Here is a 12837-nt window from a genome sequence, read left to right as displayed (position 1 = left end):
GCCACCCGGGGCCGGGCCGGGTGCGGAGGGTCCTACGGGTAGGCCGTGACGGTCGACGGCGTGGTGGAGGTGCCGGTGGTCGCGGCGCCGGTGTCGTTGACGACGTGGTTGAACTGGCCCTTGCCGCCGAGCGAGACGACCAGGAGGTCGTGGAAGCGGACGTCGGGCCGCGTCGGCGTCTCGAAGGCGTGGTCCATGCGGATGGTCGGGTCGACGTTGAAGTAGCAGTAGCTCCCGAGGCCCCAGCCCTCGTGGACGGCGACCGCGTCGTCGACCTTGTAGGCGGCGAAGCCCAGGGTCGAACCGTTCTGGATGGCCGCCTGGTTGGGGGCGTCGTACGCCTTCTCGTTCTGGAAGAAGATCGTGCGGCCGCGTTCGCCGGACCATTCGACGTCGTACTTCTTGAAGTGCTCCACGAACAGTCCGGTGCCGAGCACGTCGGAGCCGTGGACCACGAGGCCGTAGTCGGCGGGGTTGGTGTCCCAGCCGACGCCGGTGCCGTGGTCGGCCCGCCAGATCCAGGTGTGGTCGACGATCACGTTGGCGCTGTTGACGACGATGCCGCTCGTGGCCGCTCCGGCGCCGGCGCCGCCGACGCGGACGAACACGTCCTGGAGGGTGGTCGGGTCGGCGGCGTGGCCGGCGCCCGCGCCGTCAGGGCCGACCTGCACGAGGACGGGCGAGTTGACGGGCCCGGCGTCGACCAGGAGTCCGGCCAGCCGCACGCCGTCGACGTCCGCCACCTTGACGGCGGTCACGCCGTTGTCGGGCACGAGGGTCGCCAGTCCGAGGCCGAGCACCACCGTGTCGGGCCGGGTGATCTCGATCGGCCGGTCCAGGTGGTACACGCCCGGGGTGAAGAGGAGGTCGAGCCCTTGGGCCAGGGCCGTGTTGACGGTCGCGGCGGTGGCTCCCGGCTTCACGACGTAGAAGTGGTTCAGCGGCCGCGACTCGCCCTGGAGGGCGCCGTCCCAGGAGACCCCGCGCGCATTGGTGCGCAGGGCCGGGACGAACACCTTGTAGTCCGCGCCGTCGAGGTAGAGGAAGGGCTTCTCGCGGGAGACGGGTGTGGTGTCCAGCGTGGTGTAGGGCGGGTTGGGGAAGCTCTGGGCCGGCGCGCCCTGGACACCGGAGAAGACCTGGTTCCACACGCCGTTGGAGAAGCCGCCGATCGCGCTGTCACGGGTGTACCACTGCTGCTGCGAGTAGTTGCCGACGCTGCCGTCGATCCTGCTGTCCGCGATGTAGCCGCCGCTGGCCCATCCGTACCCGGCCGGGGAGAGGTTGAGGCCGCCGCGGACGTGCATGCGGCGGAACGGCGCGGCCTGGGCCACCGCCCAGCGGTCGGTGCCGTTGGCCGGGGTGAGGGCGAGGTTCTCGGCGGAGCGCCAGAAGTTCTGGGTGGCGTTGCCGTTGAACCAGCCGGCGTCGACCGTGACGTCGCCGTTGATCGAGGTGTCGTCGGGTTTCAGTCCCAGGCCGGCGACGGACGTGTAGAAGCCGAGCTGGAGGTTGAGGCTGCCGTAGGAGCCCGGTTTGAAGAGGAGGGCGTAGCGGTCGGTGCCGAACTGGTTGGACTCCTGCTGCTTGAAGACGCGGTCCGCGGTCGCCTGGATGTCGGGCGTCGAGGGGTCGAGGACCAGGACGTTGGGCCCGAGGTCGCCGCCGCCCTGGACGGGGGGCGCGTCGGAGGTGTCGACCTGGAACTCCCACAGCGAGTAGCCCCAGGCGGTGCCGCGGGCGAGCCCGTTCATGCGCACGTAGCGGCCGGTGCCGTTGACCGCGAGGGTCTCGGTGCCGCCCGTCCCGTGGTCGGTGGCGTACGCGGTGCGCCAGGTCGATCCGTCGTCCGAGACCTGGATCTGGTAGGAACGCCCGTACGCGGTCTCCCAGTCGAGGACGACGCGGCACACCTGGCGGACGCTGCCGAGGTCGACCTGGAGCCACTGGGGGTCGCTGAAGGCGGACGACCAGCGGGTGCCGGGGTCGCCGTCCACGGCCGCGGCCGCCGGTGAGCCCGCGTTCTCCGTGGAGGAGGCGGTGGCCGGCCGGCCCCGTGCGGCGTTGTCGGTCCCGCAGTCGGCGGCGGCCGTCGTCGCGGTCCTGGACGCGGCGGCCGCGGCCGGCGCCGATGGCGCGACGGCCGGTGCGAGTAACGCGAACAGGCCCAGTGCCATGGCCAGTCCCGTACGTCGGCGTGCTGAAGAACGCCTCATGGGCATGCCCCTCGGTGAGGTGGGTGGGGGCTCCGGCGGGGCGCGGCCGCGGCCCGTGGCCGGGCTCGCCGAGCCGCGCGATCGGGGGGTGCCGGAGAGCGGGGTCGGGGTGTCACCCGGTCGGCCGGCCGAGCCCGGCGACATCCCTGACGGGGAGTCTCCGGGCCGCCGCCGTACACTGTCAACCCTCCGACCGGACTTTCCTCACACCGTGAACTATGCGGTGGTGTCGGTCAGCTGAGCACCGGCCCGGGCCTGCCCGCCCGAATCCAGGAAGTCCGACAGCGGCAGTGTGGCGGCCCCCAGGGTGACCGCCTCCGGCCCCAGGGTGCCGAGGACGATCAGCGTGTGCTCCCACGGGAACCGCAGGGCGTACTCGCCGGCGGCGGCACGGATGCCCGGCAACAGCCGCGGGCCCAGCAGCAGGCCGGCCCAGCCGCCGATCACGATCCGCTCCGGATTGAACAGGTTGACGAGATCGGCGATCCCCGCCCCGAGGTACTCGGCGGCCTCGTCGAGCAGCCCCACCGCGCCCGGGTCCCCGGCCTCGGCGGCGGCCAACAACGCGGCCAGGCCCGACTTCTCGCCCCGGCAGGACGCCGCGGCGCCCCACCGCTCGACCAGCGCCCCGGCCCCGACGTAGGCCTCCAGGCAGCCGCGGGCACCGCAGCGGCAGCGGCGTCCGCCGACGTGCACCTTGGTGTGCCCCCATTCCCCCGCACTGCTCGTGGCCCCCCGGAAACGCGCGCCGTCGGCGATGACGCAGGCGCCCACGCCCGAACCGAGGAGTGCCACCACCGCGTGCCGGGCCCCGCGGCCCGCGCCGAACCACATCTCGGCCTGCCCGAGCGTCTTGGCGCCGTTGTCGACGAACAGCGGCAGGTCCGTGCCGGCCCGCAGCAGGCGGCCGAGGGGGACGGCGTCCCAGCCCAGGGTCTGGCTGTGCACGACGACGTGCGGCCCGTCCGTGCCGGGGGCGCCCTGCTCGACGATCCCGGGCACGCCGATCCCGACGCCGAGGACCTGCTCCGCGGCCGTGCCGGTGCGGTCGAGCACGTCGGCCAGCCCGGCGAGGATCAGCTCCGCCACCCGGCCGACGTCCCGGCCACGGTCGGACAACGGCTGGTCGGCGGCGGCGAGTTCGGCGCGGGCCAGGTCGAACAGGGCGACCCGGACCTGGGTCTCGCCCACGTCGACCCCCACCAGCCGGGCCCGGCCCGGGGCGACCCGGAGCATGGTGCGCGGGCGGCCGCCGTCGGAGCCGACCGAACCGCACTCCTCGACCAGGCCGTCCGCCAGCAGTTCGCCGGTCACGTTGCTGACCGAGCCCGCGCTGAGGCCGGTGAGCGCGCCCAGTTCCTGGCGGCTGAGCGGTCCGTCGAAGTACAGCCTCCGCAGCACCGCCGACCGGCTGCCCCGGCGCAGGTCCCGCACCGTGTTCCCGGCCCGCCCGGCCGCGGACACGCCCTTGTGTCCCGGTTCCATCATTCCTCGTCCCCTCGCTTGACGGACGGCTCCCCCGGTCGTTAAATCACGCCTTGAAGTAAGCCGCTGTACAGGGTACTTCGCCGCTCAAGGCAATCGACCGAGTCCGCCCGACCCTGTCCGAGAGGGGCACCACCATCATGCCCGCACGCCGCACCGCCGCGGTCACCTCGCTCGCCGCCGTCCTGGCCCTCGCCGCCACCGCCTGCGGAGGCGGCGAGGGCGCGGACACCGGCCCCGCCGCCCTCACCTACTGGGCGTCCAACCAGGGCACCAGCCTGGACAACGACCGCCAGGTGCTGGAGCCGGAGCTGAAGAGGTTCGAGCAGCAGACCGGGATCAAGGTGAAGCTCGAAGTCGTCCCGTGGTCGGACCTGCTCAACCGCATCCTCACGGCGACCACCTCCGGCCAGGGGCCGGACGTCCTCAACATCGGCAACACCTGGTCCGCCTCGCTCCAGGCCACCGGCGCCCTGCTGCCCTTCGACGCCGCCGCGATGGAGAAGACGGGCGGCAAGGACCGCTTCCTGCCCTCCGCCCTCGCCTCCACCGGAGCCGCGGGCAAGGACCCTGCCGCCCTCCCGCTCTACTCCATGGCCTACGGCCTGTACTGGAACAAGAAGCTGTTCGCCGAAGCCGGGATCGACCACCCCCCGACGACGTGGGAGGAACTGATCGCCGACGGGCACCGGCTCACCGCCGGCGACCGCCACGGCCTCGCCCTCGAAGGCGGCAGCCCCACCGAGGACGTCCACCACGCCTTCACCCTCGCCAAGCAGCAGGGCGCCGACTTCTTCGACGCCACCGGAAAGCCGACCTTCGACGGCCCCGGGACCGTGGCCGCCGTCAAACGGTACGTGGGGCTGCTCGGTACCGACCGGATCGCCGCGCCCGGCAACGCCGAGTACGCCAACAACCAGTCCGTGACCGACTTCGCCACCGGCAAGGCCGCGATGCTGATGTGGCAGTCCGCCGGCGCGAACCTCGCCTCGCACGGCATGAAACCCGAGGACTACGCCGTCGCCCCGCTGCCCGCGCCCGCCGGCGCCACCGGGGACCGCGCCACCGCCTCCATGGCCGCCGGCATCAACCTGGCCGTCCTCCGCAGCAGCCACAACACCGACGGCGCACTGAAGTTCGTGACGTTCATGACCGGCACGGACGAACAGATCCGGCTCAACCGGGCCTACGGCTCCATCCCGCCGGTCAAGGACGCCCAGAACGACCCGGCCTTCGCCACCCCCGAGCTCAAGACCCTCTCCGACGTGCTCAGGACCAGCGCCGCCCCGCTCCCCCAGGTCCCGGACGAGAGCCAGTTCGAAACCCTGGTCGGCACCGCCGTGAAGAACCTCATGGGCGCCGCCGCCGCGGGCAAACCCCCCACCGACGACACCGTCAGGGCCGAACTGGCCAAGGCCCAGCAGCAGATGCCGGCCCGCTGACGTGACCACCACGCCACCGGCCCGTCCGGCCCCGCCCGACCGCAGCGCCCGCCGCCGCGCCGCCCTGCCCTACGTCCTCCTCCTGCCCGCCCTGCTCCTCGAACTGCTCGTCCACCTCACGCCGATGGTCGTCGGCGCGGCGATGAGCCTCAAGCAGCTCACGCAGTTCACCATCCGCGACTGGTCCGCCGCCCCCTGGACCGGCCTCGCCAACTACCGCACGACCGTCGACATCAACGCGCCCGTCGGCCGTGCGCTGCTCCACTCCTTCGGGATCACCTGCGCCTTCACCGTCCTGACCGTCGGCCTGTCCTGGCTGATCGGCACCACCGCCGCGATCCTGCTCCAGGACGCCTTCCGGGGCCGCGGACTCCTGCGCGCCCTGTTCCTGCTCCCCTACGCGCTGCCGGTGTACGCGGCCGTCATCACCTGGTCGTTCGTGTTCCAGCGCGACACCGGCCTGCTCAACCACGTCCTCCACGACCAGCTCCACCTCGTCGACGACAAGCCATTCTGGCTGCTCGGCGGCAACAGCTTCGCCGCCCTGGTCACCGTCGCCGTCTGGCGCAGCTGGCCGTTCGCGTTCCTGACCGTCACCGCCGGCCTCCAGAACATCCCGCGCGAGCTGTACGAGGCGGCCGCCCTGGACGGCGCCGGCATCCGGCAGCAGATCCGCCGGATCACCCTGCCGTCGCTGCGCCCGGTCAACCGCGTCCTGGTGCTCGTGCTGTTCCTGTGGACGTTCAACGACTTCAACACGCCCTACCTGCTGTTCGGCCGGTCCGCCCCCGAGGCCGCCGACCTCGTCTCCGTGCACGTCTACCAGTCCTCGTTCGTCACCTGGAACTTCGGCGCGGGCTCCGCCATGTCGGTGCTCCTGCTGCTCTTCCTCCTGCTGGTGACGGCCGTGTACCTGCTGCTCACCGCACGCCGAAGGAGCGCGCGATGATCGGGGCGTCCGCGTCGTTCCGGTGGCTACGCCGGGTGCTGCTCGCCGCGCTGGCGGTCTTCGCGGCCACGCCGGTCCTGGTGATGGTCTCCAGCTCGCTCAAGCCCCTCCAGGACGTGCAGGGCCCGTTCCGCTGGATCCCCAGCACCGTGACGCTCCGGCCGTACGCGGACATCTGGCGCACCGTGCCGCTCGGCCGGTACCTCGTCAACTCGCTGATCGTCGCGGGTGGTTCGACCGTCTGCTCGGTCCTGGTCGCGATCCTCGCCGGGTACGCGGTGAGCCGCCACCGCTTCCGCGGCCGCCGCCTGTTCACCGTCACGGTGCTGTCCACCCAGATGTTCCCGGGCATCCTGTTCCTGTTGCCGCTGTTCCTGATCTTCGTGAACCTCGGCAACGCGACCGGGATCGCCCTGTACGGCAGCCGCGGCGGGCTGATCCTCACCTACCTCACCTTCTCACTGCCGTTCTCGATCTGGATGCTCGCCGGGTACTTCGACTCCATCCCCCGCGACCTGGACGAGGCCGCCCTGGTCGACGGGTGCGGGCCGGTGCGGGCGCTGGTGCGGGTCGTCGTCCCGGCCGCGCTCCCCGGCATCGTGGCCGTCGCCGTGTACGCCTTCATGACGGCGTGGGGCGAAGTGCTCTTCGCCTCGGTGCTCACCGACGACGAGACCCGCACGCTGGCCGTCGGCCTCCAGGGCTACGCGACCCTCAGCGACGTCTACTGGAACCAGGTGATGGCTGCCTCCCTGGTGGTGAGCGTGCCCGTCGTCGCCGGATTCCTGCTGCTCCAGCGCTTCCTGGTCGCCGGCCTGACCGCCGGCGCCGTCAAATGACCACACCTCCGGCCCACCGGACACCCCCTCGCCGAAAGGCACACCCGTGACCGACCTCAGCGACCTGCCCGCCGACTTCCTGTTCGGTGCCGCCACCGCCGCCTACCAGATCGAGGGCTCGGTGGACGCGGACGGACGCGCACCGTCCATCTGGGACACCTTCTCGCACACCCCCGGCAGGATCGCCGCCGGCGACACCGGTGACATCGCCTGCGACCACTACCGCCGCTGGCCGCAGGACGTCGCCCTGATGCACCGCCTGGGCCTGGACGCCTACCGGTTCTCCATCGCCTGGCCGCGCGTCGTGCCGCTGGCGGACGGCACGGTCAACCAGGCCGGGCTGGACTTCTACGACCGCCTCGTCGACGGCCTCCTCGACGCCGGCATCGTCCCGTTCCCGACGCTCTACCACTGGGACCTGCCCCAGGCCCAGCAGGACCGCGGGGGCTGGCCGGCCCGCTCCACCGCCGAGCGCTTCGCCGAGTACGCGGCGGTGGTCGGCGCACGCCTCGGCGACCGCGTCACCCACTGGGCCACCCTCAACGAACCCCTCTGCTCCGCCTGGATCGGCCACCTGGACGGCACCATGGCGCCCGGTCTCACCGACCTCACCGCCGCCGTCCGCGCCTCCTACCACCTGCACCTGGGCCACGGCCTGGCCCTGGCGGCCCTGCGCTCGGCCGTGCCCGGCGCGCAGATCGGCATCGTCAACAACCTCAGCCCGATCGAGCCCGCCACCCGCTCCGCGGCCGACCGGGCCGCCGCCGCCCGCGCCGACGGCCACGTCAACCGCTGGTGGCTCGACCCCGTCCTCGGCCGCGGCTACCCGGCGGACATGCGGGCCGAGTACGGCGTCGACCTGCCCGTCCGCCCCGGGGACCTGGAGCTGATCGCCGCGCCCCTCGACTGGCTCGGCCTCAACTACTACTTCCGCCAGGTCGTCGCCGACGACCCGCACGGCCCCGCCCCCCGCTTCCGCCAGCTGCCCGGCCCCAACCCCCGCCACACGGCCATGCCCTGGGAGGTCCACGCCTCCGGCCTCGAACAGCTGCTGCTGCGGCTGACCCACGACTACGGCGTCCGGCGGATCTACGTCACCGAGAACGGCTCCGCCTACCCCGACACCGTCGCCCCCGACGGCAGCGTGCACGACCCCGAGCGCACCGCCTACCTCCGGGACCACCTCGCGGCCTGCGCCCGGGCCGCCGCCCGGGGAGCGGCACCGGCCGGGTACTTCGCCTGGTCGCTGCTCGACAACTTCGAGTGGGCGTACGGCTACGACAAGCGGTTCGGCCTGGTCCACGTCGACTACCCGAGCCAGCGGCGGACCGTGAAGACCAGCGGCCGCACGTACGCCGACCTCATCGCGGCCCACCGGACGCGCCGCCGGGAGGATTCCTGAAGCGTTCCGGTCAAAGGGACTTGACAACGATTCACGTTCCTGGGAGCAGTGGCACTGCACCACCGCCGCGAACAGCGCCACTCCGAAGGGGGACATCAGCAGATGACCGGAGCCGGAAGCACGGAACACGAAACGGAACACGACTACGACGGCGTCATCAGCGGAGCCGGCCTCGCCGGCAGCGCCGCGGCGATCCTGCTCGCCCGGCGCGGAGTCCGTGTCGCCCTGCTGGAACGCCGCTCGGACCCCGGGGCGTACAAGGTCCTGTGCACCCACTCCCTCACGGCCAACGCCTACCCGGTGCTGGACGAGCTCGGCCTCATACCCGCCCTGGAGGAGGCGGGTGCCGTCCGCAACGAGGCTCGCTGGTACACCCGCTGGGGCTGGATCGAACCGGGCGCCGCACCGGGCCCCGAGCTGCCGTACGGGTACAACGTGCGGCGCAGCACCCTCGACCCGATCATCAGGTCCCGCGCGGGGCAGACCCCCGGCGTCGATCTGCTCCTCGGCCACCAGGTGACCGGGCTGATCCAGGAAGGCGGACGGACGGTGGGGGTGCGCGCGTCGACGCCGCAGGGCGAACGTGAGCTCCGGGCCCGCCTGGTGGTCGGCGCCGACGGGAAGGACTCGGCCGTGGCGAAGCACGCCGGGGTGCCCGCGCGACTGCACGAGAACACGCGGTTCGCGTACTTCGCGCACTTCCGCGGCCTTCCGCTGCCCGGCGGGATCGCCCACACCTGGTTCCTCGAACCCGACATGGCGTACGCGTTCCCCAACGACGACGGGGTCACGGTCGTCGCGGTCGTCCCGGACAAGAAACGGCTGCCGGGCTTCCGCAAGGACCTGGAGGGCAGCTTCACCGCCTTCGTCCGCGCCCTGCCCGAGGCGCCGCCCATCGACTCCGCCGAGCGCGTCTCGAAGATCATCGGCGTGCTCGACTACCCGCTGGTCGACCGCACGCCGGCCGCACCGGGCATCGCGTTCATCGGCGACGCCGCCCTGACCAGCGACCCGCTGTGGGGTGTGGGCTGCGGATGGGCGCTGGAGTCCGCGACGTGGCTGACGGAGGCCGTGGCCCCGGCCGCCGCCGGGCGCGGCGACCTCGACCGGGCGCTGGCGGCGTACGCCCGCACGCACCAGCGCCGGATGCGCGGCCACCAGTTCCTGGCCGCCGACTTCGCCAAGGCCCGCCCGTTCAACCCGCTGGAGCGGCTGATGTTCTCGGCGGCGGCGCGCGACGGATCGCTGGCGCGGCACATGCACCGGTTCGGATCCCGCCTGATCGGCCCGATGCGCTTCCTGAACCCCGTGGCGATCGCCCAGGCGTCGGCCGTCAACATCAAGCACCGCGCGACGGCCGCGGGGAGCGCTCCGACGGATCGCTGAGCCGGCACGAACCCCGGTTCCGTCCCGGTACCCCACCGGGCCCGGGCGTCAAGGCGGAATCCGGCGGGGAGGGTGTGACGGAACTCCGGCTCCCGGCGCTGAACAGATCACGACCAGTGCACCGTCGGCTCACCCGTGACCCGTAGGTGCGGCCCTGACAGCCCTGTGAACCGAGAAGACCTGGACCCGACACCGTGCCCGTCACACCGTACGAACCGTGGCCGACCGCCGAACACGTCCCGTTCACCGGGGACGGAGCGGGCGAGGCCACCGTCGAACTGCCCGCCGTCTCCGACGCCGAGCCGCCGCCCCCGCCCGTGTTCGTGGACTCCTCCGGCCGCCGCCAGCGCAGGATCCGCCGCCTCGGGGTGGCACTGGCCGTACCGGCCGGCGGGTACCTGGCCCTGCTGGCGAGCGCACTGCTCGGCGGCCCGACGGTGAACGCGCCGTTCCTGCCGCTCCCCCAGCCGCCGGCACCGAGCGCGCCGGACCCGACGGCCACGCCGTCCGACGCGCCCACCGCCGGGCCGGTGGCCGCGGCCGCACCCAGCGAGCACCCGAGCGCGGCGCCCACCCACCCGCGGGCCGTCACCCCGGTCAGCGTCCAGCACCCGTCGGCCACCAGCCCTGCGGCACCGAGCGCGCCCGCCGGCCCCACGGCCACCACGGCGCCGGCCCCGACCGCCACGCCGTCGGAGCACCCGAGCCCCACCCCCGGGCACGGCCGCCCCAGCGCCCCGCCGGGGAACCCGAACGGCCACCCCAACAAGCAGTGACCTCCGCCCACCCACCGAGAGCCGCACGATGAGCACCGCCCGCCGACGAAGAACACCCGCCCCCACCCGCGCGTCCGCCCGCCGAGGCCGGCGCGGCGTGGTCCGCCAGCGCCCGCTGCGCACCCACTGGCTCCTGCTGACCGCCCTGCTGCTGACGCTCACCGGCGCCCTCGCGCTCCAGGGCTACACCCAGCACAGCTTCGACGACCGACCCGACCAGGCCGCCACGCCCACGTCCGCCGACGCGGTCCCGGCAGCCGTCCGCGACGGCGGTCCGGTGATCGACACCGCGGGCCCGCAGCCGCGCAGCGCCACGCCCGGGTCCGGCACCGTCGCCCTCACCTTCGACGACGGCCCCGACCCGACGTGGACGCCGCAGATCCTCGACGTCCTGCGCAAGGAGGGGGTGCACGCGACGTTCTTCGTGGTCGGCACCCAGGCCGCCGCCCATCCCGACCTGATCCGGCGGATCGTCGCCGAGGGCCACCAGATCGGCGTGCACACCTTCACCCACACCGACCTCGGCCCGGCCCCCGCCTGGCGCCGCTCGCTGGAACTGCGCGAGACCCAGCTCGCCCTCGCCGGATCCGCCGGGGTGACGAGCTCGCTCCTGCGGCCGCCGTACTCCTCCAGCGCGGACGCCCTCGACGACCGCGAGTGGGACGCCGTCCAGCAGGCCGGGCGCTCCGGCTACCTGACCGTGCTCACCACCCAGGACAGCGAGGACTGGCAGCGGCCGGGAATCCCGCAGATCCTCAAGGCGCTCGACGACCGCCCGGGCGGCCCCGGGCAGGTCATGCTGATGCACGACGCGGGCGGGGACCGCTCACAGACCGTGGCCGCCCTGAAGACCCTGCTGCCCGAACTCAAGTCGCGCGGCCTGCGCTTCGCCACCGTCAGCCAGGCCGTCGGCCTGTCCGACCCCGTCCACCAGGCCGGAACCGCCGACCGTCTCCAGGGAACCGCCCTGATCTGGATCCTCCGGAGCGGGAACTGGGTGCTCACCGTCCTGGGCTGGCTGCTGTGGGCGGCGGGCGCGATCAGCGTGCTGCGGGCCGTCGCCGTCCTGGTGGCCGCCCGCCGGCACAAGCGGCTGCGCCGCCGCCCGTGGGGACCGCCCGTCACCGAACCGGTCAGCGTCATCGTGCCCGCGTACAACGAGTCCGCCGGGATCGAGGCCGCGCTGCGCTCGCTGCTCGCCTCCGACCACCCGGTGGAGCTGATCGTGGTCGACGACGGCTCGACCGACGGCACCGCCGACCTCGTCGAGTCGCTCGGCCTCCCCTACACGCGCGTGATCCGGCAGGAGAACGCGGGCAAGCCCGCCGCGCTCAACACCGGCATCGCGGCCGCCCGCGCGGAGCTCCTGGTGATGGTCGACGGCGACACGGTCTTCGAGCCCGACGCCGTCCGCCACCTCGTCCAGCCGTTCGCCGACCCCTCGGTCGGCGCCGTCTCCGGCAACGCCAAGGTGATCAACCGCGGCGGCCTGCTCGGCCGTTGGCAGCACATCGAGTACGTGGTCGGCTTCAACCTGGACCGCCGCCTGTTCGACCTCGCCGAGTGCATGCCCACCGTCCCGGGTGCCGTCGGCGCGTTCCGCCGCTCCGCCCTGCTGGCCGTCGGCGGCGTGGGCGAGGAGACCCTCGCCGAGGACACCGACCTCACCATGGCCTTCTGCCGCGCCGGCTGGCGGGTGGTCTACGAGGAGCGCGCCAAGGCCTGGACCGAGGCCCCCGCCTCCCTGGGCGCCCTGTGGCGTCAGCGCTACCGCTGGTGCTACGGCACGCTCCAGGCGATGTGGAAGCACCGCGGCGCCCTCGTCCAGCGCGGACAGGCGGGCAAGCTCGGCCGGCGCGGACTGCTCTACCTGCTGATGTTCCAGGTGCTGCTGCCCCTGCTCGCCCCCGTCGTCGACGTCTTCGCGCTGTACGGGGTCGTCTTCCTCGACCCCGTGCGGATCATCGGAACGTGGGCGGCCTTCCTGCTGGTCCAGATGCTGATGGGCGCGTACGCGTTCCGGCTCGACAAGGAGCGGCTGGGACCACTGTGGAGCCTGCCGCTGCAGCAGTTCGTCTACCGGCAGCTGATGTACCTGGTGGTGATCCAGTCGGTCTTCACCGCGCTGGCCGGCTCCCGCCTCCGCTGGCAGCGGATGCAGCGCTACGGCACCCTCCGGGTCCCGGCGGGCGGCTGAAACCAGGGGCCGCTGAAGCCGGTGGGCCCCTGAAGCCGGTGGGCCGCCGAAACCGGTGGGGGGTGGCGGGGGGAACCGGCCGCGCCCCCCGGGCGGGGGGGGTGGGGCGGAGCTTAAGGGCGCCCGGGGGGCGGGGGTGGGTGGC

At 73.2% G+C, this 12837-nt stretch carries 9 protein-coding genes; 7 read left to right on the top strand and 2 right to left on the bottom strand.

Features of this window, described 5'->3' with window-relative positions; all coding sequences use genetic code 11:
• Positions 1-32: 32 nt before the first annotated feature.
• Both ACFXDE_RS04285 and ACFXDE_RS04280 read right to left on the bottom strand, forming a co-directional pair.
• Positions 33-2177, bottom strand: coding sequence for a discoidin domain-containing protein (locus ACFXDE_RS04285; RefSeq protein WP_380490732.1), 2145 nt, complete (start codon positions 2175-2177; stop codon positions 33-35).
• A gap of 255 nt (positions 2178-2432) precedes the next feature.
• Positions 2433-3704: an ROK family protein gene (locus ACFXDE_RS04280; RefSeq protein ID WP_380490730.1), complete on the bottom strand. Its 1272-nt coding sequence runs from the start codon at positions 3702-3704 to the stop codon at positions 2433-2435.
• Positions 3705-3841: 137 nt separating this feature from the next.
• On the opposite strand from ACFXDE_RS04280, the gene ACFXDE_RS04275 reads away from it, so the two are divergent.
• The 7 genes from ACFXDE_RS04275 (at position 3842) to ACFXDE_RS04245 (ending at position 12692) form a co-directional block, all read left to right on the top strand.
• The gene (locus tag ACFXDE_RS04275; RefSeq protein WP_380490728.1) at positions 3842-5143 is read left to right on the top strand and encodes an ABC transporter substrate-binding protein; all 1302 of its coding nucleotides are present in this window, start codon (positions 3842-3844) and stop codon (positions 5141-5143) included.
• Between the two features lies 1 nt (position 5144).
• A complete protein-coding gene (locus tag ACFXDE_RS04270; protein ID WP_380490726.1) occupies positions 5145-6092 on the top strand; it encodes a carbohydrate ABC transporter permease in 948 nt (315 codons plus the stop codon).
• Positions 6089-6931, top strand: coding sequence for a carbohydrate ABC transporter permease (locus tag ACFXDE_RS04265; RefSeq protein WP_380490724.1), 843 nt, complete (start codon positions 6089-6091; stop codon positions 6929-6931). Before ACFXDE_RS04270 ends, ACFXDE_RS04265 begins: the two co-directional genes overlap by 4 nt.
• A 46-nt stretch (positions 6932-6977) precedes the next feature.
• Positions 6978-8333, top strand: coding sequence for a GH1 family beta-glucosidase (locus tag ACFXDE_RS04260; protein ID WP_380490722.1), 1356 nt, complete (start codon positions 6978-6980; stop codon positions 8331-8333).
• 102 nt (positions 8334-8435) lie between these two features.
• Positions 8436-9719 (top strand): NAD(P)/FAD-dependent oxidoreductase, encoded by a 1284-nt coding sequence (locus tag ACFXDE_RS04255; protein WP_380490720.1) that lies wholly within the window; start codon positions 8436-8438, stop codon positions 9717-9719.
• Positions 9720-9913: 194 nt separating this feature from the next.
• Positions 9914-10495 carry a hypothetical protein gene (locus ACFXDE_RS04250; RefSeq protein ID WP_380490718.1) on the top strand — a complete coding sequence of 194 codons (582 nt, stop codon included), beginning with the start codon at positions 9914-9916 and terminating at the stop codon, positions 10493-10495.
• A gap of 28 nt (positions 10496-10523) precedes the next feature.
• A complete protein-coding gene (locus ACFXDE_RS04245) occupies positions 10524-12692 on the top strand; it encodes a bifunctional polysaccharide deacetylase/glycosyltransferase family 2 protein (protein ID WP_380490716.1) in 2169 nt (722 codons plus the stop codon).
• Positions 12693-12837: the final 145 nt, after the last annotated feature.

It is taken from the genome of Kitasatospora sp. NPDC059408 (assembly GCF_042751525.1).
In the GTDB taxonomy this organism is placed as follows: domain Bacteria; phylum Actinomycetota; class Actinomycetes; order Streptomycetales; family Streptomycetaceae; genus Kitasatospora.
Note: the sequence above shows the minus strand (reverse complement) of the source record. Positions and strands in the feature narration are given on the sequence as shown.